The sequence below is a fragment of the Calothrix sp. 336/3 genome, assembly GCF_000734895.2.
In the GTDB taxonomy this organism is placed as follows: Bacteria; Cyanobacteriota; Cyanobacteriia; order Cyanobacteriales; family Nostocaceae; genus 336-3.
On the sequence record NZ_CP011382.1, the window covers coordinates 5757920 to 5781219 of the forward strand.

Annotated in this window: 18 protein-coding genes and 1 pseudogene; 11 read left to right on the plus strand and 8 right to left on the minus strand. The window is 39.5% G+C overall.

What is annotated here, in order from left to right; all coding sequences use genetic code 11:
* Nucleotides 1-17: 17 nt before the first annotated feature.
* From IJ00_RS23990 to clpB, 8 genes and pseudogenes are all read left to right on the plus strand, one after another.
* Nucleotides 18-842, plus strand: coding sequence for a protein-glutamate O-methyltransferase CheR (locus IJ00_RS23990; RefSeq protein ID WP_035157549.1), 825 nt, complete (start codon nucleotides 18-20; stop codon nucleotides 840-842).
* Nucleotides 843-937: 95 nt separating this feature from the next.
* Nucleotides 938-1567, plus strand: a complete 630-nt coding sequence (locus tag IJ00_RS23995; protein WP_035157550.1) for a chemotaxis protein CheB — start codon at nucleotides 938-940, stop codon at nucleotides 1565-1567.
* A gap of 156 nt (nucleotides 1568-1723) precedes the next feature.
* Nucleotides 1724-3811, plus strand: coding sequence for a response regulator (locus IJ00_RS24000; RefSeq protein ID WP_035157551.1), 2088 nt, complete (start codon nucleotides 1724-1726; stop codon nucleotides 3809-3811).
* A gap of 150 nt (nucleotides 3812-3961) precedes the next feature.
* Nucleotides 3962-4801 (plus strand): hypothetical protein, encoded by an 840-nt coding sequence (locus IJ00_RS24005; RefSeq protein WP_035157552.1) that lies wholly within the window; start codon nucleotides 3962-3964, stop codon nucleotides 4799-4801.
* Between the two features lie 156 nt (nucleotides 4802-4957).
* The gene (gene gloA, locus IJ00_RS24010; protein WP_035159550.1) at nucleotides 4958-5344 is read left to right on the plus strand and encodes a lactoylglutathione lyase; all 387 of its coding nucleotides are present in this window, start codon (nucleotides 4958-4960) and stop codon (nucleotides 5342-5344) included.
* A gap of 398 nt (nucleotides 5345-5742) precedes the next feature.
* On the plus strand, nucleotides 5743-7380 hold the full coding sequence (locus tag IJ00_RS24015) for an iron uptake porin (RefSeq protein WP_035157555.1): 1638 nt from the start codon (nucleotides 5743-5745) through the stop codon (nucleotides 7378-7380).
* Between the two features lie 22 nt (nucleotides 7381-7402).
* Nucleotides 7403-7714, plus strand: a pseudogene (locus tag IJ00_RS27945) (transposase); the annotation flags it as partial.
* Between the two features lie 316 nt (nucleotides 7715-8030).
* Nucleotides 8031-10703, plus strand: a complete 2673-nt coding sequence (gene clpB / locus IJ00_RS24025; RefSeq protein ID WP_035157558.1) for an ATP-dependent chaperone ClpB — start codon at nucleotides 8031-8033, stop codon at nucleotides 10701-10703.
* Between the two features lie 855 nt (nucleotides 10704-11558).
* Here the strand turns inward: clpB and IJ00_RS24030 are convergent.
* Nucleotides 11559-12278, minus strand: a complete 720-nt coding sequence (locus tag IJ00_RS24030) for a CAP domain-containing protein (protein ID WP_035157560.1) — start codon at nucleotides 12276-12278, stop codon at nucleotides 11559-11561.
* A 169-nt stretch (nucleotides 12279-12447) separates the two neighbouring features.
* Between IJ00_RS24030 and IJ00_RS24035 the strand changes: the two genes are divergently transcribed.
* Together IJ00_RS24035 and IJ00_RS24040 are read left to right on the plus strand one after the other, a co-directional pair.
* Nucleotides 12448-13458: a M28 family peptidase gene (locus IJ00_RS24035; protein ID WP_035157562.1), complete on the plus strand. Its 1011-nt coding sequence runs from the start codon at nucleotides 12448-12450 to the stop codon at nucleotides 13456-13458.
* A gap of 368 nt (nucleotides 13459-13826) precedes the next feature.
* The gene (locus tag IJ00_RS24040; RefSeq protein ID WP_035157565.1) at nucleotides 13827-14954 is read left to right on the plus strand and encodes a DUF6745 domain-containing protein; all 1128 of its coding nucleotides are present in this window, start codon (nucleotides 13827-13829) and stop codon (nucleotides 14952-14954) included.
* 80 nt (nucleotides 14955-15034) lie between these two features.
* Here the strand turns inward: IJ00_RS24040 and IJ00_RS24045 are convergent, their stop codons facing one another.
* From IJ00_RS24045 to IJ00_RS24060, 4 genes are all read right to left on the minus strand, one after another.
* Entirely contained in the window at nucleotides 15035-15619 is a 585-nt protein-coding gene (locus tag IJ00_RS24045) for a WcaF family extracellular polysaccharide biosynthesis acetyltransferase (protein ID WP_035157568.1), read from the minus strand.
* 41 nt (nucleotides 15620-15660) lie between these two features.
* A complete protein-coding gene (locus IJ00_RS24050; protein ID WP_035157570.1) occupies nucleotides 15661-16224 on the minus strand; it encodes a YdcF family protein in 564 nt (187 codons plus the stop codon).
* 226 nt (nucleotides 16225-16450) lie between these two features.
* Entirely contained in the window at nucleotides 16451-17650 is a 1200-nt protein-coding gene (locus tag IJ00_RS24055; protein WP_082127446.1) for an ISAzo13 family transposase, read from the minus strand.
* A gap of 500 nt (nucleotides 17651-18150) precedes the next feature.
* Nucleotides 18151-18996: a 2OG-Fe(II) oxygenase gene (locus IJ00_RS24060; protein ID WP_082127386.1), complete on the minus strand. Its 846-nt coding sequence runs from the start codon at nucleotides 18994-18996 to the stop codon at nucleotides 18151-18153.
* A 180-nt stretch (nucleotides 18997-19176) separates the two neighbouring features.
* On the opposite strand from IJ00_RS24060, the gene IJ00_RS24065 reads away from it, so the two are divergent.
* A complete protein-coding gene (locus IJ00_RS24065; protein WP_238178538.1) occupies nucleotides 19177-20031 on the plus strand; it encodes a class I SAM-dependent methyltransferase in 855 nt (284 codons plus the stop codon).
* Nucleotides 20032-20053: 22 nt separating this feature from the next.
* On the opposite strand, the gene IJ00_RS24070 is transcribed toward IJ00_RS24065, so the two are convergent.
* The 3 genes from IJ00_RS24070 to IJ00_RS24080 all read right to left on the minus strand — a co-directional run bounded on the left by IJ00_RS24070 (nucleotide 20054) and on the right by IJ00_RS24080 (nucleotide 23269).
* Nucleotides 20054-20821: a glycosyltransferase family 2 protein gene (locus tag IJ00_RS24070; RefSeq protein WP_035157575.1), complete on the minus strand. Its 768-nt coding sequence runs from the start codon at nucleotides 20819-20821 to the stop codon at nucleotides 20054-20056.
* 61 nt (nucleotides 20822-20882) lie between these two features.
* Nucleotides 20883-22076: a glycosyltransferase gene (locus IJ00_RS24075; RefSeq protein ID WP_035157576.1), complete on the minus strand. Its 1194-nt coding sequence runs from the start codon at nucleotides 22074-22076 to the stop codon at nucleotides 20883-20885.
* Nucleotides 22073-23269 (minus strand): glycosyltransferase, encoded by a 1197-nt coding sequence (locus tag IJ00_RS24080; RefSeq protein ID WP_371259623.1) that lies wholly within the window; start codon nucleotides 23267-23269, stop codon nucleotides 22073-22075. Before IJ00_RS24080 ends, IJ00_RS24075 begins: the two co-directional genes overlap by 4 nt.
* Nucleotides 23270-23300 lie beyond the last annotated feature (31 nt).

Below are 23300 nucleotides of genomic sequence, written 5' to 3' on the forward strand. Positions count from 1 at the left end.
CAATAGTTATTACCAACATGAACCAGGAGAACCTAGAAGATATTGAAATAGAATTACTCCTAGAAAGTATCTATCGTTATTATGGTTTTGATTTCCGTAATTATGCCCTAGCTTCTTTAAAAAGACGCATTTGGAACATGATTCACGGGGAGGGATTAACGACAATTTCCGGATTGCAAGAAAAAATTCTCCATGAGCCACAATATTTAGATAAATTTGTCTTCAAACTCTCAATTAATTTTACTAGCATGTTTCGGGATCCATACTTTTTTTTAAGTTTTAGAAATAAAGTTGTTCCCATTTTAAAAACCTATCCTTTTATTCGCATTTGGCATGCAGGTTGCTCCTCTGGAGAGGAAGTATATTCTATGGCAATTTTACTGATGGAAGAAGGTTTATATCATCGCTCTCGTCTCTATGCCACAGATATGAACGAATTAGTTTTAAAAAAAGCGAAGTCAGGTATTTTCCCCTTAGAATTTATGAAAGACTATACCCATAACTATATTCAATCAGGTGGAAAAACATCATTTTCTGAATATTATACTGCTGGCTATGATAGTGCTATCTTCTCTCAAGAACTACAAACTAATATTGTATTTTCTATGCATAATTTAGCCACTGACGGTTCTTTTAATGAATTTCATGTAATTTTATGTAGAAACGTTTTAATTTACTTTAACAAGCAATTACAAAATCGCGTACATCGGTTGTTTTATGAAAGTTTAGTGAGATTCGGCATTTTAGCTCTAGGAAAACAAGAAACAATTAAATTTACAGATTATGAAAATGAGTATGAACAGATAGAAATAGGACAAAAAATTTACCGGAGATTAGCATAGTTTCGTTGGAATTAATCTGTAAATATTTACAAAGTCTGCCATTAATCTTAATTTTAATTATTACTTTTTATGCTTATTTCTAATCATCATGTTATATGAATTTTAAACTAATAGTTATTGGTACTTCTTTCGGAGGTTTAGAAGCTTTGAAAATATTAATTTCGCCATTGCCAAAAACCTTCTCTATCCCTTTAGCAGTTGTCATCCATCGACATAAAGAATCTGATGATTCCCTAGTTAAAATTCTGCAAAAAAACAGTAGTTTAATTATTAAAGAAGTAGAAGATAAGGAAGATATTCTGCCTGGGTATGTCTATCTTGCTCCTGCCAATTATCATTTACTTATAGAGAAAAAGCTGCATTTTGCAAGTAAAATATATCCCCAGAGAGATGATTTTCTACCGAATATTCAGACTTATTTTTCTCTTTCCATTGATGCGCCAGTTTCCTATGCTCGACCAGCAATTGATGTATTATTTGAAACAGCCGCAGATTGTTATGGAGAGAAATTGATTGCAATTATACTGACTGGAGCGAATCAAGATGGTGTCAACGGTATGAGGAAAATTAAAGGAAGAGGGGGTTTAAACGTTGTCCAGGAGCCAAAAACCGCCCTGTGTGCAACAATGCCAACAGCAGCGATCGCCGCAGGTATTACCGACAAGATTCTTTCCCTGACAGAAATTCCTCCCTTTTTGATCAAGATGTGTCATCAACAGGGATAGAAATCACCATTTCTAAACCACCACAGAACACCCGATACCATGGGAAATCGGTAAACATATAACTTAAGATAGTGGGAATGTAGTTAGTTTCCGAGTCAAAGTCTATAGGAAGACGTGAAAGCGGCTTAATTTATTACTAAATGCGTATACAGAGCAATGTCATTGCAACCGAAAGTTAACATTCTATTGGTAGATGATTATCCAGAGAATTTACTTGCCCTAGAGGGAGTATTAGAGAACCTCGGTCAGAATTTGGTCAGAGCAACCTCCGGAGCAGAAGCATTACGACATTTGCTCAATCAGGATTTTGCGGTGATTCTGCTGGATGTACAAATGCCAGAGATGGATGGCTTCGAGACAGCAACATTGATACGACAACGAGAGCGATCGCGCTACACTCCGATTATTTTTCTGACAGCTTTTAGTTCCAGTGATCAAATGGTCTTTAAGGGGTATTCCATAGGTGCAGTGGACTACCTATTTAAGCCCATTGATGGAGAAATATTAAAATCAAAGGTGGCTGCATTTGTTGAACTCTATCAAAAAAGTGACCAGGTACAGCACCAAGCATCCCAATTAGCAGCCATGAATGCGGAATTACAACAACGAGAAGAGATGTTTCGCTCCTTAAGTGTTTGCTGCCCTGTCGGTATTTTTTTGACAAATACAAATGGTGTATGTACTTATACTAACCCTCGCTGGCAAGCAATTTATGGTATGACCTATGAGCAGAGTTTAGGTGATGGTTGGTCACAAGCTCTACACCCTTTAGATAGAGAAAAAGTCATAGCTGATTGGTATGCGGTGTCTACCGTTGGTAAGGATTACAGAGGAGAGTTTCGGCTGTTACTTTCTGGGGGTGTAGAACGTTGGGTTTATGCCGCAGCATCACCCATGCTAGGGGATAGTGGCGATGTGACGGGTTATGTAGGTACGGTAGAAGACATAACAGAACGCAAACAAGCACAGGAAGAACGTATCCAGTTAATTGCAGAACAAGCTGCCCGTCAAGAAGCAGAAAATGCCAATCGCCTCAAGGATGAATTTCTGGCTACTCTTTCCCATGAATTGCGTACTCCCCTAACTTCGATTTTGGGCTGGGCAAAACTCTTACGTCAACGGAAATTAGATGAATTGGCGATCGCTCGTGCTTTAGAAACCATTGAACGCAATGCTTCGGTGCAAGCACAGCTCATCGAAGATATTCTTGATGTTTCCCGAATTATGCGTGGTAAATTATACCTGAATCTTTCCCCGTTGAATTTGGTAAATATAGTCACCACCGCAGTCGAAAATTTTCGCCTAGAGGCAGAAGCAAAAAACCTGCAACTCAAAACCTTTATTTCTCCCCCTGGAACTTTTCTTGTTTCTGGTGACACAAAACGTTTACAGCAAGTTATGTGGAATTTGCTGAGTAATGCTGTTAAATTTACACCCAATGGCGGAAATATCCAGGTAAGATTATCAGCAAGGGAAGACCAAGCAGAAATCTATGTAATTGATACTGGAAGCGGTATTAGTCCTGAATTTATGCCCCATGTCTTTGAACGCTTTCGTCAAGCTGATGGTAGTATGACTCGACACCATGGAGGTTTGGGTTTAGGATTAGCGATCGCGCGTTATTTAGTAGAAATGCACCAGGGAAGTATCAAAGCAGAGAGCCAAGGAACTGGACAGGGTGCAACCTTCATTGTCAAAATACCACTGTTACAGTCCCTGGATAACATTAATTATCAGAGTGGAATTGATCATATTCTCAATTCTCGCCAATCATCCCCCCCTTCACAGACAAACAATCATCATACCTCTGAAAAAGTGCCAGAAGAATTACTCTTGCAGGGTTTACGAGTCTTGGTAGTTGATGATGATATTGATACGAGGAATTTTATTCTGACTGCTCTGCAAAAATCTGGAGCAGAAGTCACAGCAGTAGACTCTAGTGATTCCGCCTTCACGGTTATGCAACAATTGATACCTGATGTTTTAGTTAGTGACATTGGTATGCCGGGGCAAGACGGTTATAGTTTAATCCGTCAAATCCGCAATTTAACACCAGAACAGGGAGGAATAATTCCCGCGATCGCCCTCACCGGATACGTCAGGGAAGAAGATATTAACCAAGCATTAGCTGCTGGGTTCCAAATGTATATTCCCAAACCCGTAGAGCCAAGCATTTTAATTAATTCTGTTGCTCAGTTGGCAAATAGCCTATGTCATTCCCCAGACAATTCCCATACAAGTTAGTAATTATCACAATATTTACTGATGGGTTAATTCCTCACCAATCCAGGTATAGCAATAAACATCGGCAAGCAATAAAATTCATCTGCCAGTACTTTGGACTAATTAAGCTATGGTGGAGGTAATATCTAGCACTAAGTTACATAGGTAAAAATGAAAATTACCCTCTCCACTGTGGCAGTCTTCAGTGTTATTTCTTTGCTGACTGGTATCGTGTATGCAGTCCCTCCCAAACCTTTACCACCCTCTGCTCCTCCCCAACCCAGCAGTCAGCAGACAGAAGCCTTTGATTTATCCCTATTGGTGAGAGTGGGTACAGAGTTTTTTCAGAGCGATCGCTATTTGACAGAATCACAAATGATCATGCGTGGTAATAGTCAAGGTGTAGATTTCAGTGCGGGGATGCAGTTAAAAACCATCGTGCAGACAGGAAAAAAGTTCCGCACAGAGATTCGTTTTACTAAACCTGGAGAAGCGCCAAAAATTACTGGGATTGTCACATCTGACGGCAACCGCGTCACCATCTACCGTCCAGATTTAAAACAGTATGCCGTAATTTCCTACAGTGAATTTGATAAATCCGATGATTCTTTCCTAATTGGTTTATCCTCCTCCTTATTTTTAGAGCTACCAGAAGATAGCAGGATGGCGATCGCTCAAGGAGGATTAGGAGATAAGGAAGTTCTCAAGGAAATTGGTTTGCTCGACAACCCACTCATCAAGGGAACAAGAAGCACCACACCGGGCGAAAATTTATATATATACGAATATACAGAACCCAAGGAAGCAATTACTTTTCGTGCTTTTATCGCACCCGCAACTGCAACCCTCAACCAGATTCAATTTGCAACCAAAGAGCAGAACTTAGATATTGAAATTACCGAAAAAATCCTCAGTCGAACTCCCAACCCCACCATAACTCCCCAAACTTTCAAATTTATCCCACCTAAAACCGCAAAACGTGTCAAAACTCTTTCTGTAAGCCCGTTTTAACAGGAAATTTTCCTAGATAATTAAAATAAATTTTCCCCCCCCTCCCTCTTCCCTTTTCCCCCCCCTCCCTCTTCCCCTTTCCCCTTCCCCCCTTTTCCCTTCCCCCCGATATACTGTTTGCAGGAGAACACATTCTGTCAAATTCCAAGGGTGAATATGCGCTTACTACATACGATGTTGCGGGTGGGTAATCTCCAAGAGTCACTCAAGTTTTACTGTGATGTCTTGGGAATGAAACTGTTACGCCAAAAAGATTATCCAGGAGGAGAATTTACCCTCGCTTTTGTTGGCTATGGTGACGAAAGTGATAATACAGTGCTAGAACTCACTTATAACTGGGGTGTAGAAAAGTATGATATTGGCAATGCCTATGGACATATTGCCCTAGGTGTGGATGATATCTATGCTACCTGTGAAGGAATTAAGCAACAGGGTGGAAAAGTGACGCGGGAACCAGGACCAATGAAGCATGGCTCAACGGTAATTGCTTTTGTAGAAGACCCTGATGGGTATAAAGTAGAACTGATTCAGTTGAGTAAATAAAATCCTGAGAAACAGAATATGCAAGAGCCGCCTGTGAATCAATAATTTATACAGGGAAAGTTTGGGGGAAAAGGCAACAGGAAGCATAGGGAAGGTTAATTCCTGTACCTATTAGGACTTACGAATACGCGCTGACAATAGCGGGAAACCCTGATTCGCAAAGCGACACGCTGCGCGAACGAGTCTACACAAATTGCAGCACAGCAACCATTCCCCCATTACTCATTACTCATTACTTATTACTCATTACTCAATCAGATGAAATACAACCCCACCCGCCCTATCGGGCACCCTCCCCGATTTCGGGGAGGGCTGGGGAGGGGTTCTTCTATACCTCACTAGAATGAGAAACGCTATACTCATTACCCATTACTCATTCCCCAATCTAGGAGAAAAACTTGAGCGTGAAACAATGCCTCATACACAATATTAATGCGCCAAAAAAATTACTAGTTGGCGGTTTAGCAGGGTGTGGCATTGTCATTCAAATATGTCAGCCAAGCTTTGCTGAATCTTTGTCTCACCCAGTGACATCATATACAACTGCACAAACGCAAATTGTTGTCAGTCAGTCAGAAAAAATTCCTACTCTGGAGTTTTCCCCGATCCAGATTGCCGATGCTTTTAATGAGTCAAATCCCATGTCTCAGGTGACTTCTGTGGGACAGTTAGTGGATGTGAAACCGACAGATTGGGCTTATCAAGCATTGCGATCGCTGATGGAAAGGTATGGTGTTATCGGTGCTTTTCCTGATGGTAAATTTCGTGGAAATCAACCCATCTCCCGTTACGAGTTTGCCGCAGCCCTGGCTGTAACTTTTGATAGAATCGAGGCGCTGATTGCTACTGCTATTAGTGATGAGTATATCCAAGAGGATATGAAAACTGTCCAAAGGTTGCGGGGAGAGTTCCGTGATGCTTTGGATGATTTAGATGCAAGAATTGGCACCACAGAGCAGCTAGCTACACGTTTAGAAGCGGAACAATTTTCCACAACTACCAAATTACAAGGGCAAGTTGTGGGTGCGATCAGTGATGGCAGTTTTGCCAATAGAACTATCATCTATCGTTCCCGTTTGAATCTCACAACGACTTTCAACCAAAAAGATTTACTTGTTACCCAGTTAGAATCGGGAAATAATGGTGGTGATGCAGTCGGACGTAAACAGCAGCAAGATTTTAACCTTCTGGGAAGCGTGGGTTTATTTGCCAATGCTGGGGGATTAGATTATACCGATGTGGAGTCTGATTTCAAATTACGGCGACTTTACTATACTTTCTATCCTGTTGAGAATATTGCTGTGACTGTGGGTGCAAAGATGTCACCACGGGATTTTATTGATAAAAATCGTTATGCTAATAATGAAGCCTTCGATTTTAGTTCTGGTTTATTTTTGAATAATCCCCTGATTGTCCAAAATCAAGTCGATCGTTATGGAGGTGCGGGAATTGCCGTGGTATGGCATCCCCAAGGTAGTAAATTTACTTTGCGATCGCTGTACATTGCAGCAGACGCGGCTCGACCAAATTTTGATATAACTGAGGGCGGTTTATTTGGGGATAGGTATCAAGCGACTATCGAAGCAGAGTACGCTCCTAATCAGAAATTGACTTTTAGGCTGCAATATACCAACGCCTTAATTAATAATACAGATATTCATGCTTTGGGTGTGAATGCTGACTATGCTTTCAACCGGAATCTGGGTATCTTCGGACGCTTTGGTATTGGTAACTACCAGGGTTTTAACACCGCCATTAATAAAAACTTGGATTTACAGCCAATTAGCTGGTCGATGGGTGTGGGTATCCGTAATTTATTTATACCAGGAACTCTTGGAGGAGTGGCGATCGGTCAACCATTTATTACAGGAGGTTTGGGAAATGCGACTCAAACTAACTTTGAAGCTTTCTATAATCTTGCCCTGAGTGAAAATATCACAATTACCCCAATTTTTTCCCTTGTCAGCAATGCGGATAATGACAGTTCCCATGGTTTAGTTTGGCAAACTAGTCTCAGAAGTGTATTCTCATTCTAGATTTATCCGCAATTAAGTACCTCTGGAAACAGTCCTGGCTTTCTTTGCTACGTTTGTAATAGATAGTTCCTTAATTCAGGAAATTATGAGGTGGGATATGGCTGTTTTACGTGAATCACCTTGGTATCAAGAAATATTGCGCGAAGGAGAAGCTCGTGGAAGAAGAGAAGAATTATTATCAGGTATGGAATTGGCGTTAAAGATTAAATTTGGGAATCCTGGTTTAGAATTGATGCCTGCGATCGCGCAAATTAATGATGTGCAGCAATGAAAGACTATTCAGCAAGCTATCAAAACTGTAAATTCGGTTGAGGAATTACGAAAACTGGTTTAACAGTCAAGAGTTAACTGCTTATCAACCACAGCGATCGCGCTACTCTCCCAGACATATACCACATCGTCGCCAAAAAGCTCCACCTCAATTCTCTTGTACGTGCATTTAGTCGCAATATATAGGAATCCGATTTGATTATTGAAAATATATCTACCTCTTGTATCTGCTTCAGTATCAATATATAAGTCTCTTATTGGTTGATGTACCTGGGGATAGCTTATATTTAATGCTTGGATAAATTATATTCAGACTGTATGTAACAAGTTTTTACTTACAGCTTCCATTTCAACTTCTTATTACTCTCGAATTCCTAGAGATGCAACCTACAGATCCAGATAAATTTACTGATAAAGCTTGGGAAGGAATTGTTAAATCCCAGGATATAGTACGTGCCTATCAACAACAGCAATTAGATGTTGAACATTTAATACTTGCCCTATTACAGCAGGAAAATGGCTTGGCTCCTCGGCTTTTGTCCCGTGCGGGTGCGGATGCCAGCCGTTTACAGCAACAATTAGAAGATTTCGCTCGCCGTCAAGCCAAGGTAGGACGAAGTGACCAACTATACCTAGGTCGCGGTCTAGACACGATGCTAGACTTTGCGGAAGAAGCGCGATCGCGGATGAAGGATTCCTACATTTCCATTGAGCATATCTTAATTGCCTTTGCGGATGATGAGCGCATCGGTAAACGCACTCTTTCCACGATGAATGTCGGTCGAATTCAGCTAGAAGCAGCCATTAAAGCAGTGCGAGGAAGTCAAAAAGTGACTGACCAAAATCCGGAATCTCGGTATGAAGCGCTACAAAAATTTGGACGTGATTTGACGGAGCAGGCGCGGGCTGGAAAATTAGACCCTGTAATTGGGCGGGATGATGAAATTCGCCGCGTGATTCAGGTTTTATCAAGACGTAGCAAAAATAACCCCGTATTAATTGGGGAACCGGGGGTGGGAAAAACCGCGATCGCGGAGGCTTTAGCCCAACGGATTATTAACGGTGATGTGCCGGAATCTTTGAAAAATCGCCAGCTTGTATCTTTAGATATCGGTAGCTTGATTGCTGGTGCTAAATACCGAGGTGAATTTGAAGACCGTCTCAAAGCTGTTCTCCGAGAAGTTACGGAATCCAATGGGCAAATTGTCCTGTTTATTGATGAGCTACATACCGTTGTCGGCGCAGGTTCCGGGCAACAGGGAGCTATGGATGCGGGTAATTTACTCAAACCCATGTTGGCAAGGGGTGAATTGCGTTGTATCGGGGCGACAACCCTAGATGAATATCGCAAATATATTGAAAAGGATGCCGCTCTAGAAAGACGTTTTCAACAGGTTTTTGTTGATCAGCCCACGGTGGAAAACACAATTTCCATTTTGCGCGGACTGAAGGAACGTTACGAAGTACACCACAATGTCAAAATTTCCGATTCTGCCCTAGTAGCAGCTGCTACCCTCTCGGCTCGCTATATTTCCGACCGTTTTCTTCCAGACAAAGCCATTGATTTGGTAGACGAAGCGGCAGCTCAGTTGAAAATGGAAATCACTTCCAAACCAGCCGAGCTAGAAACTATTGACCGTCGCTTGATGCAGCTAGAAATGGAAAAACTTTCCTTAGCTGGGGAAGAGAAAGCTACAGCCCAAACTAAGGAGAGATTAGAGCGAATTCAGCGAGAAATTAGTAATTTAACTGTCAAACAGCAGGAATTAACGAATCAGTGGCAGGGTGAAAAGCATATCCTAGAGGAAATTAGCGCCCTGAAACAGGAAGAAGAAAAATTGCGGGTGCAAATTGAACAGGCAGAACGCGCCTATGATTTGAATAAAGCTGCCCAGTTAAAGTACGGCAAATTGGAGGGAGTACAACGGGAGCGGGAAGCTAAGGAAACACAATTAATTGATTTACAGATTCAGGGTTCGACTTTGCTGCGGGAGCAGGTGACAGAATCAGATATTGCGGAAATCGTCGCCAAATGGACGGGAATTCCGGTAAATCGTCTCCTAGAGTCGGAACGCCAAAAACTTTTACAACTGGAAAGTCTCCTCCACAATCGCGTTGTGGGACAGCAGGAAGCACTGGCAGCCGTTGCTGCGGCAATTCGTCGCGCGAGAGCAGGGATGAAAGATCCCAGTCGTCCCATTGGTTCCTTCCTGTTTATGGGACCTACGGGGGTAGGGAAAACCGAACTTGCTCGTGCTTTGGCAGAGTTTCTCTTTGACTCTGATGATGCTTTGGTACGGTTAGATATGTCCGAGTATATGGAGAAACACTCCGTATCTCGTCTGGTAGGTGCGCCTCCAGGTTATGTAGGTTACGAGGAAGGGGGACAGCTTTCTGAATCAATTCGCCGTCGTCCCTACTCTGTTGTGCTTTTAGATGAGGTGGAAAAAGCCCATCCCGATGTGTTTAATATTTTGTTGCAAGTCCTCGATGACGGAAGAATTACTGATTCCCAGGGGAGAGTTGTGGACTTCCGCAATACTGTGATTGTGATGACAAGTAATATTGGTAGTGAGCATATTCTGGATGTCTCTACTAGTGATGAGAGTCAGTATGAGAAAATGCGGAATCGAGTCATGGATGCATTGCGATCGCACTTCCGTCCAGAATTTGTAAATCGTGTGGATGATTTGATCATTTTCCATCCCCTCGACCGCTCAGAGATGCGACAAATTGTGAAAATTCAACTCAAACGGGTGGAAAGTTTGCTTTCTGACCAGAAAATCTCTGTGGATATCTCCCCTGCTGCCTGTGATTATCTGGTAGAAGTGGGATATGACCCAGTATACGGCGCTCGTCCCATTAAACGGGCAATTCAGAGAGAAGTGGAAAACGCCCTTGCCACCAAAATTCTGGAAAATACCTTTATTCCTGGGGATACCATTATTATTGACCGTGATGATAATGGTTTGAATTTTACTAAGCAAGCAAAAGCCACGGTTGCGGTGCTTGAGGATGATTCGCCTCTTGTTGCGGAAGTATCCTATGAGTAGTACTTGAATCAGGAAGCGAGACACCACCACTACAATTTTTTGCACCTCCTCTGCGATCGCCCTTTGGCGGGCTGGAAGCCTATCGCCTTCTGGCGGGTTGGAAGCCTATCGCTAAACTATGTCGATTTTGATGGGTGATAAACTCCGTTCCGCTAAAGCGATAGAGCTACGCTCCGCTAAAGTGAACGCCTATCATTTACCTTTCCTCACAATTAATACCGTCCCGCGACTTTTTGCAATTTTGTTAAGAAATATATGGGCTATATTGCTTGTGGGGTAAGGATTTGGTAGGTTTATACATGGAAATTGTATCGAGAAATCGACGCACTCCGCCCGAACCTTGAAAACCGCATAACTTCGTTGTGTCGATGCCTTACGCAGCAAGCTTTCCAGGCTGCAAAATCGACCATTTTTTGAGAAATTTTTACCGATTTTTCGGAGTGTGTCGATTGGGGTATCTCAAACCCCCTCACAGCAAGGCTTCCAAAAGTGAACTCTTTACAAACTATTCCCCTTCACCGGGGACGGAAACAATTGGATGTAGAGAGTATCATCATCTTCAAAGTCCATCGCCTTTACAAACTATTCCCCTTCACCGGGGATGGAAACGTTTGATTTCCTCCTTTTTGATTTTGTTTTTAGCTCTTCTTTACAAACGATTCCCCTTGTCGGGGATGAAAACACGAACTTTCCTCTCTGAAGTGCTGGTGCATTTGTACAGACTTTCCAAACTATTCCCCTCACCCTTGACAGAGTACTAAGTGTAGCAAGTTAACTCCTTGATATGAATGCAACAGGAAGAAAAGTTGAAGGGGAAAGTTTGGTGCAATCAAAAGAATCTAAATCCTATAACTCCTAATTCATCTTCTCTCGGTATCCGCCAGCGTAGGTAATAACGCACATCACACCATAGCGGGAATGTCTACCAAAGGCAACCCCGGCAATTTTAAAGTTGCGGTTAAAAATATTTTTGCGATGACCGCGATCGCGCACACCATCATCGATAATTAATTGCATCACAATATCTTGGGCAGTTTTGGGACCATAGCTGATATTTTCCCCTGCGGTTTTCTGCCAATCACCGTAGCGTTGAATCCGAGTGCTAGGATTACTACCGTCAGTACCATTATGACCGACTACGCCCCTTGTGCCTTGGTCTCTGACGTGATCTTTTGCACCTAAAGACATCCCCTTAGAAGTATTCAAAGCACCTACGGGACGAACTTTTTTTAAGAAGGCGATCGCCTCATTAACAGCTTTCACCCCTTCTTGGGTAACTAAGAAAGTATTATTCCCCATCCTCACCCTTTTACCTTGAAAGCGTTTTCGATAGCTTTCTAAAATGGGAATGTAAGATTTAGGATTAGTTCGGACTTTATTCATTTCCTCAATTACCTCTTGCTCAATGGGAGAAAGGTAATTTGCGGTGGCAATTATATGCGGATTCGCTGAAACTATGTTGAAATCAGCATCAGATGTAGATTTGGCTAATGCTTGATTTGTTTGCCAAAAGGGGAAAATATGACTTAACAACAAAGCAGCAGGGAAGAAAAACCAGAGACTCCTCTGACGCATCTATAACCTCAATTTTTATTCCTTAATAGTTTATACGGACTAAGTAGATGCTGAGTAATGATTGTAAGTTCCAAGGTAAGAGCATTTATTTAACTAATGGTTCTCCATCCTTGATGTAATAGTTGTAACTTCAATCTCAGAAAACGTAAATAGTGATTAAATTCTGATTATGCAAAAATGCTTGTGGCGATTATTCTTGATGTTGATAGTTGTAACAACGGTGGCAATTACTCTCATCTGGGGACAGACAAAAATTTCTCCCAGTGCAGTCAATCCCCATACCCATCCCCCAGCATTACCTCCCCAGTCAGTCTCGAAATTTCCCCAAGTTTCATCCCAGGGATTATTTAACCATGTAGAGCGATTAAACTTCCGTCGCTATACACCAGAGGAGCGATCGCGCACTCGCAAGTATATTATTCAACAACTACAAAAATTTGGCTGGCAAGCTCAACTGCAAAGATTTGACACGGGTATAAATATTGTTGCGACTAAACCCGGAACCGATACCCAAGCCGGTAAGATTCTCATTGCAGCCCATTATGATACGGTGGAGGTGTCTCCAGGTGCGGATGATAACAGTAGTGGAATTGCTGTACTTTTAGAAATAGCACGTCTCTATAAGAACCAACCAACTATCAGAACTCTGGAATTAGCTTTTTTTGATCAGGAAGAAGCCGGATTATTAGGTAGTAAAGCCTTCACAACCGAAAAACAAAATTTAGATAGTCTACAGGCTGTGATTGTCATGGATATGATTGGTTATGCTTGTTACACCGATTCTTGCCAACAATATCCCACCAGCTTACTCATATCACCCCCCAGTAAATATGGTGATTTTATCGCAGTGGTAGGAGATACGGAACATTTACCCTTACTGAATAGTTTTAATCATATCTCTACCGAGAAATTACCACCCGTGTTTACCTTACCAGTACCTCTAAAAGGTTTGCTTTCACCTGATACCCTTCGTAGCGATCATGCACCCTTTTGGGTACAAGGAATTGGAGCAGTCTTAATAACTGATACAGCCAATCTCCGTACACCTTACTATCATCAAAGTACTGATATTCCAGCAAATATTAATCAAAAATTCTTTACAGGTGTGGCTCAAATTGTAGTTAATGTAACTACAGAAATACTCAATCACCGGGATAGTTTCAAAACTCCTCAAACTTAAAAGGAGATAAGCGGATATACAGCTCAATCTTATACATAGAAAATACTCAATTATTTTAGTATGGGCAGGGTTTGACTAAGCTTCGCCGAATCTCTGAAGTATTGCTGGTATCCAACATACAAATTAAATACACTACATCTGAGTTACCTAGGTCATTTTTCTTCCAATGCAGTCAGATACTAGTATAAATACTCTATGGCACTCCAGGGTATGAGACTTCTAATGGTGAGACTTGATGTTAAACCGGAATAATTTAGTTGATTTTTATGAAAAAGTCAAAAAGATGCATGAAAATATGAATAACACTCTGGTGTTTACCGAGCCTAGGAGTTATTTTAAAAAATATATTTAGAAAATTTCATATTAAGATGTCAGCAAATTTACAAAAATTGACCCCTCAACAAATAGCTCAGATTCCTATTTATCAGCAAAAATGGCGAAATGTGGCACTTTCTACCGCAGAAATTGATAGAGAAAAGACGATTGATGCTATTAACTTAGCTTATGATTTCTGTGGACTCGAACAACCACAAGTTGTTTTCTCTAAAAGTCCCTATTCTGCTATGAATAAGGTTTTGCCAGAATTGGAATCTTTGATTCAGAATTCCGTGAGTTATAAAGTCAAGCATTTATTTAATCAAGCTTGGAACTTATTTGCTCAACAATCTGCCCATAGTAACCAGCAGCAAAATTTAAAGAGACCAAGTGAGATTAGTATCCATTTACATACAACATTTTACTTCAAATTTATTGAATATATGAAGGTTGCCCAAGAGCAACTACAGATAGATTTGGCAGAAGTTTTGGAACTAAAATTAGATGTCAATTTAGCAGGTTTATTTCATTCTTTACAGGAGCAACTTCAGGAAAAATATGATAGTAACTTTATTCCTGGAGTCAATTTTTGTAGTTATGCCAGTTGGTTAGATTTCTGGAGTAGTGAGTTCAACTATACTGGAGATAAAGATTTTATCCATCTAGTCAAAATCCTAGCTACCTCTTGCCCTTGGATTTTCCCCTATCAAAAAGTAGTTGTGGTGTGCGATCGCCCTCGCAAAATTTCCTTTAATAGCGAACAACGTCTGCATTCAGAAGGGGAACCCGCGATTGAGTTTGCCGATGGATACCGAGTATACGCCTATTCTGGAGTGATTTTACCAGATAAATATGGTGTCACCCACCCGCACCAATGGCAACCCCATTGGTTACTCACTGAAACAAATGCAGAAGTGCGACGGGTTCTAATGCAAGGTATTGGTTATGCCCGAATTATGCAAGAATTACAAGCAACGGAACTTGATAATTATCGAGAATATACCCTATTAAAAGTTAACTCTCAAATAGATATTGAACCCATCTATCTACTCAAAATGCATTGCCCTAGTACGGGTTTGATTCATGTTTTGCGTGTTCCCCCAAATACGAAATCAGCTAAGGAAGCAATCACGTGGGTAAATTGGGGTATTGCTCCTGAGGATTTTGTTCTGCAAACATGAATAACTAAGTCAAATCAGGAAAAAGCTCAAGCATATACACTTAACTTGATTATCCAATAAATTCAATATCATCAAGCTTCTCAAATACTTGAAATTTCTTCCTGAGTTAAATTCAAGTTATCAGTTATTATACTTCTTTTTTTCATAATCTTTGCTGGATTACCTGTATAAATCATCATAGGTTCTAGAGATTTGCCAGTGACACTTCCTAAACTTAAGATTGCTCCCTTACCAACAGTGACACCGGGACCAATCACAGATTTTGCTGCAATCCAGCTACCTTCTTGGATATGAATGGGTGCTGTTATTAATTGGAAATTAGAGTTACTCCAGTCATGATTACCTGTGCAAAGATAAACACCCTGGGAAATGCAGACATGACTTTCAACAATCACAGGAGCTAAATTATCTATCCAAGTATTTTCACCAATCCATACATAATCACCCAAATTTAAACGCCAGGGAAATTTAACTTTCACACCAGGTTTTATTCGCACACCTTGCCCAATTTTTGCCCCGAAAAAACGTAATATTCTGACTTTAAACCCAGAAAAAGGTAGCAAATAACTTTTTACTAAAGGAAAACCGAGAAAATACCATAGTAACTGTTTACCATAGGTAGCTCCAGTGGTGTAGTTACCAACCTTATAGCTATCTAAACGCATATATTATGATGATTTTACTTGTATATTTGCAATGATATTTTCTAGATTTTCGCTCCAGTATATCCAGTAAATATCCAGAGAACGGAGCGAGTCATATCACGAATAATTCTTAGATTCGATTCTGGTGTGTGTCTATCTGAAGGTACAGATAGTGGTGTAAAGGCAATTCCATGACTTCCGAGAACTAAAGTGGCGATCGCCTTAGCTCTAGACATATGATAATCAGAAGTAATTAAGTATAAATGTTGAATTTTATGTCGTTTAAAATCGCTCACAAGAGTTGTAAAGTTTGTTACCGAATCTACTGCACGATTATCAATATGTAGTTTTTCCCTAAGTATATTAGACGAAACAAAAGTATTTTTTGTTTGTACGTCATTAGGACCGGAAGACACCCAAATATCCAAATTAGGATACCATTGAGCTAATTGAGCAGCATATGTCTCTCGATTTGGATCACCACCTAGTACTAAAAAAGCCTGAGGTAGAGGTACTTGATGAATGGCGATCGCTATTTTGAAAGGAATAATTAATACTAGGCTGAGAAAAAGACTAATTAAAGTTAAAGAATAGTATTTTCTCCAGAGTAAATAACACTGTTTCATGAATATTTAACTAATCTAAGAATATGCTTATTGAGCACATGTTATGCCAGACTGTCACTCAGATCTTGCGCCTCTAAGTAAAATCATATATAGGAATCCTACTTGAATCTTACTAAGTATACTGAGAAACAAACCTTTGTATAGCAAGCTTATAACCAGCTTGGTTGTTCAGAAATCAAATAGGAGTCTTATATAAGAGAACTCCACAAAAAAGATGATCCAGTGGTTATGCTGGTTTAGCAAAAACTTCCACAAACCATTTTCTGAGATTGGGAAGACGATAAATCTGTTTTTCGACTTCCGCCATCGCTTTGTTTGTCAGCTTAACCCCAGTAGAATAGACTTTTTCAACTAGAGTCACCACTGGATTTTGTCCTTTAAAGGTAAGGGTTTTAGCGAAATTCAGTACCGCTTCAACAGTGTCAACTAAACTACCATTCCAATGCTGCTCTAACCAGCCAAAACAACGCTCCACTGGATTATATTTGCTATGATAAGGGGGATAATAAGCAAGTTGCAATGACAGTTTAGACGATGTAGCAAAGTCAATAATGCGCTTCATGAATTGGGTACGACGGGAATGATTTTCTGGTCCATTATCTTGATTAATTACCAGTTTTTGAATGTGAGTAAATCGATGTTTAATGCTTTGCCACCAGCTTTCAACTATGTCAACAATACAATCAGCAGTCAATTTTGAAGAAACGAAAAATAGAAATAATTCGTTGTATTCAGGTAAAAAAATTCCGTAGGGAATAAGGGTTGTTTCTGGAGCAAAATCATGGTCTAGGGAGATAGTCGGTACGCGAGTTTTTCCACCTCTGTCAAATTCTCCAACTTTAACTGCCACCTTCGCATCAATGGAGATTCGCAGAGTATGAGGATCATTATCAGCTTCAGTATTGATTTGCTCGACTTGTTCAAAAATGGCTTCTGTTTCTGGAATCTTCTTGGTAGGCTTAGTTTTAAGAACTCGTTTTAAGGTATAACCCAAATCATTCAATCGTCGTCGAATTGTCTCTGATGAAGGTAGTTCTTCGTCACTATAACCACATTGTTCAATTAGCTGACGACGTACTTCACTTGCAGTCATGCGTGTATATAAACGGATACTTTTAAAGCTGGGGTCAGTTTGGCTTTGTGGGTCTACTAAAGATTTAATATCCGACAACAAGTTTGGTAATTTTGTTTCCACCCGCCTACGTCCACTACGCTCGAAACCATCAATAAAAGGCTGACCACTCTCTAACTCCTGCATCCCTTTACGGATAGTGCGTCTATTCCACCCCAATTCACGTTCTACTAAAGTCTGTCCACCTATTCCCAACCCTTTGACCACTTCTGCCATGAATTGTCGTCGGTCGCTTCCCTTGAGTTTTTTCGCTGTTTTGATGTAAAGAGATTTTAGATTTTCGGTGAGTTGAATGATAGATTTTGGAGACATGAGGTAGGCTGCACACTGAAATTATCTTTCTCTCATCATAGGATCAATCATTCTGTGGAGGTCTCTAAAGTAAAAAGATGTACGATAAAGCTACCCAATTTTTATGATTTTTTATAGCTAAATTAAGAGTTTTACTTTTTTACTAAGCAATAAAATTACATCAATTTTTCTTGGTGCAAGATGTGTGGTTAGTTAAAACTAAAATAATGCTATTAAATCAAAGCTTAAATGATTAGAGTACTTAAAAGCTAAATTTTTATTAAAACTTAAAGCATAGATACACTTGTATAGCATGAATTTTGAGCTTTCAATAAATTTTTCGCGCAAGTACGTACTAGTCTGTCAAGATAGTTTTGAGGGATAGCCAATCTCGAAAAGCATTACCCCAAAATCAAAGTTACATAAATCTATCCGTCATTTAAAAGTTGACAGACTAGTACTCAAGAGCCACTAATTTTAACCTAATGTAACATTTAAACAATCTATTTTCGATAGAAATGTGGTTTTTTTATCCCATGTTTAAAAATCTTACGAATCCCATTTCGTAAAATAGCATCCCCTTGTAATATTAAATCTCTCACTTTCTCTTTTGGTCTTCCTCTAAAAGAAGTAACGTGAAAATATTCATGATCATCTACTGGTTGAGGCGAAAAATAATAATTAGAAACACAACAACGCTGACCAGGGTAATCAATTTTACTTACAGAATGTAAAGAACTCTTATTAGTCACCATGATCACTAAACGATTAAACTTACTATGTATCGTTCGACATGGTTGCTTTAAGCCTCGATCCCAAAGTTCTAAATTGCCACCATATTCTTGATGCCAATCAGGAGTAACATAATATAACAGATTGAGAACCCGATACCTATCTCGATCCTTATCGTGGGAATTATCGAGATGAGGATTCAAGAAACAGTCTTTTTTCATCAGACTAAATCCCGCAGCATAAAGATATTCATCGGCAAACAAATTTTTTATGCCAGTAATTTCAGAAATTATTTTTACTACTCTCCGATCTTGAAAGGCATAAATTATCTTTGACAATATTGGATGATATTTATTTAGTTGAATTCCTACATACTTATATTCTCTCAAATCTTTGAGTAGCAACATTTCTTGATGTTCGGGAAAAGATGCATATATTTTTCTAGTATCTTCTTCATCTAAGAGATTATCTAGATAACAACTGTTGATTCTTTGGGGAATTTTAAATTCTTTATGTAACTCTAACTTGTGATACTCTAGCTTACTTAAGAGGCTTTCTACATAGCGATTATTGAGTGTAGCATTATCTAAATACATGTCTTCTTGATTAGATCTCATATCTTATAAGTTAAAGTTAAAGTTAAAAAGCAAAGATATAGTAAATAGTTCCGTCAATATTTAGATTTTAATAATACGTAGACTTGAAAATAGCCTATCATGATTATAGTTAGAACCAATAATATTCAGGTAGGTAATGATTTTATGTGCTTCAATCAACCTAAAAATCTAGCAAATATTATGTTAGATATAAAGGCGATTAATGCCTGGAAACAAGGAGTTTTAATTTGTAAAATTAAAGAGTATACGCCAGCTATTGAAGCAAATAGTTATTACTTTAGTCATCCTGATTGGGGAAAAAACTACTTTGAAGCTTGTCATCGAGATCAAAAGTTTATTGAACTTTGGCAGGCAGTTATTAACCGTTGGGATGAAAAAATTGTTGTTGATATAGGCTGTGGACCAGGTAATATATATGCGTCTCTTAAAGAGGCGTGTGGAGAACCCAGTGAACTAATCGGAGTTGATGTTTCTTTAGGTGCTTTAAAAATGGCTAAAGAAATTGGTTATACTCCAGTTTTAGCTGATGCTCATGATCTACCATTTATTTCTGAGTTTGCCGATATTGTCATGCTAAATGCTTGTTTACATCACTGTGATGATATGGCAAAAGTTTTAGCAGAAGCGGCACGTTTGGTACGTCCTGGGGGACTCTTGATTACCGATCACGATCCACAATTTACAGCATATAATTTCCGAGGTTTGGGGTTACTGCTATGGCAAGCACGTTTACCACTCTATCGATTTTTAAAACGTGGAGGACACACTAGTGCAGAAGAACAGTTTTGGGGTTTAGCAGCGGAAGTGCATCATAAACCAGGTAAGGGTATTACCCCACAAATGTATAATGACGTATTAAAACCATTAGGTTTTAAAGTAAATTTATATCCTCACAGTCACAAAGTTGGTGCTGAAGTCTTAGAGGGTAATTATGGTAAATTGTTTGGTAAATGTCGTCTAGCTCAACAGTTATCAGGAATTAACCCAGATACACCTCAAGCAGCATTATCGTTGATGTGCGTTGCTTCACGGTAAAGATAAGCCAATAGAATGTAAATTAAGTATCTGAAATCTTGATTTCAATTAAACGAATTGCCAGAATAATTTCAACCAAAGTACGCTGAAATGCATAGTACCAACCTCGCCAGCCATCCAAAATACCACCTTTGATAATCAGACAATAAAGTAAAACTAATAAAGGAGCTAGTATAGTTTGTTTGCGAATGCGATCGCTCCAACTGAGTTGATGAACAGAAAGTTCTTGTAGTTTCTTTGCTTCTATCACTAAGTAACGGTCTTGTGCCCATAGCCAGCGACTTAATGGTTTGCGATCATCATGGTAAATATAACTTTTAAGCATCGCAGATTTCCCTTTAAGCTCTAAAAGCTGTGTATGTCCATCATCAATATAAATAGATTTATTCTTGCGGAACAGCACCTGTCTTGGGGGTAGTATCGTACCATGCAAAGGTTGGGCAAAAACGCAATATTTAAATCGGCTAAAGTAACCATCTATTGCTGAATCATCAGATAATTCTTGAATTTCACTAATTAGCTCATCAGAAAGTACGTAATCAGCATCTAAAGAAAGTACCCACTCTGATGTTACTTGTTCTAATCCATAATTCCATTGAATTGCATGAGTATCAAATTTGCGTTGAAATGTTTTTATTTGTGGATATAATGCTAATATTTCTAGAGTTTTATCGGTACTGAAACTATCAATTATAACTATTTGGTTTGCCCAATTTAGTTTTTGCAAAGTGCGTTCAATATTGGGCGCTTCGTTATAAGTAAGTATTAAAACTGTGACATCTTCTAACATAATATATTAATTTGATTCATCAAGCAGTTATTCATTCATAATCAAATCGGACGTGCAAGATTTAATTACATTCTGTAATCGACTGATGTTGTAGTATTTGCTGATAAACTGCTTGCATTTTGCCGGCTACTTTATCCCAAGTGTATTTTTCCAGGACAAATTCACGAGCGTTCACGCCCATATTTTTAGCAATGTGAGTATTATTTAAATAATCTTCTAAAGCATTAGAAATAGCCAACACATCCATATCTGGAACATATCCTAGCTGGTTTTCTTGGACAATGGAAGCTAGAGCCACTCCAGGAGTAACTAGGACAGGAAGACCCACAGCTAATGATTCTAAGACTGAAACCGCAAAATTTTCGGAGTGAGAAGTCAATATAAATAGATCTGAACCTTGCATTAATATATCTTTACTCTCACCTGTGACAAAGCCTACAATTCGAGTACGATCGCGTAATCCATTAGAAACAAGCAGAGACTCTATTTCCGCTTCGTAATCCGAAGTACCGCTACCTGCCAATATAAAGGTAAAACAGTGGTGACTAACTTTACTCAAGGCCGGGATCAGATAATCTAACCCTTTTTTATGATGCAACCGAGACAAAAATAAAATCACAGGTTCAGATGCTGAAATATGATGAAGTTGTCGCAGACGTGAATACGCATCGGGAATTGGATCAGGTATGGAAAGACCTAAAGGGATTACAAAACCCGGTACATTCAGCCCCAATTTAGAAACTTCTTGCTGTTCCTTTTGGGAAGTAAAATGGATTGCTTGACTATGATTGAGATTAGATTTCTCTATTATTTTTGAGTAAATTTGCTTTTTACGTGTACTTTGCTCTAAAGACCACTCGCATAGTAAACCATGAGGGGTGACGACATAGGGAATATTTTGCAGACGAGCGATCGCCATTGCAATTGTAGATGGGTAGGAGAAAAGGGCATGGACATGTATAAGATTGTACTGGGAAATGTTCTGCCAAAGCCATACCGTTAACTGCCAAGAAAAAGCATATTCACGCACAGCTTTAGCATTTGGTGAAAAACGATGAAAAAAGCAAATAGGGACATTTTCATATTCGATTTGCTTTTGCAAAGGAACATCTAGCAAGTCATCACCATTATCATTAGTAGTGGCAATCTCGGCTTCAATATTATTTGCTCGCAATGCCTTAACCATATCCAAAACAGCCTGACTAGTACCACCCCGGACTTTAGGCACAGATGGAATTACGTGGAGAACTCTCATAAATAAGATCCGATGGATGAATTTTGGATTAATTCAGCAAGGTTTTCTTGGAATCGCTCAAATCCAAATGTATCTATTACTTTTTGCCGTAAAGCTTCTGGTTGATACATCAGAGGGTTTGGGTAAGTACCTTGCAAAATCTGCATCAAAGTTTTAGCGATCGCATCTACATCCAAAGGATCAACCAATGCACCTAGTTCACCAAAACAAAGTGCATCAATGGCACCATCCTGGTTTCCACCCAAAGTTGGTTTACCGCAAGCTAACGCTTCTAGGTAGACAATTCCAAATCCTTCACCTCGGCTAGGCATAGCAAAAACATCACAAAGATTGTAATGATCGCAAAGTTCGTCATCAGGAACAAAACCAGGCAAGGTAACATTATCTTGAAGATTAAGATCAGAAATGATCTGCTCAATCCGAGACTGGTCATCGCCTTTGCCAGCTAAAATGTAGTGAACATCCGGAATTTGTCGTCTGATTTCCAGTAGAGCTTGAATAACTTGATCATAGCCTTTGTAGCCATCACTACTTGCTAACCGAGCAATAGTTAAAATTACAGGTTGATTTGATTTTAGCCCGTATCGCTGTAATAAATATTTTGGTTTAACAGCTATTTGGAAACGTCCAGAATCAAATGTATTAGGTAAAATTGAGACTTTACCTGGATCTATATCCTGTTCTTGCAGTAAGCGATCGCGCGTGTACCTACTGACAGCTAGAATGTTATCAGCATTATATAATGCTGTTTTGAGGGCAGGGTTTGTAATATTCCATGCATCTACACCGTGGGCAACAGCCCAGTAGGGTATACCTGTTATGCGCTTGAGTAAATAAGCTACAACCGTAAAATTTAGATGAGAAGAAATAATTAAACTGGGACGCTGCCACAGCCCATATCCTAAAAGTTGAGCAGCAAAGGCAAGCGTTCGTAAATTTATCGACCATTTTCCAGAAAAATGAAATCGCGTATTAGTTAGTAAAGGAAAATTTGGTAAGTAGCGAGTATCATGTTTAAGAAAAACATCATACTTAAAATTAGGAAACAAGCTTTGTAATGCCTCTAGCAAAAATGCCGAGTAAACTTGAATTCCACCTTTAAATTCAAAAATCTCAGGAAACCATAGGTGTAAACGTAAATTATTCTGCTTTTGATATTTCTTTAATAAAGTAGGGGAATCATCCAGCATCATTTTCAAATTATAATAAGTTGCCCATATACAA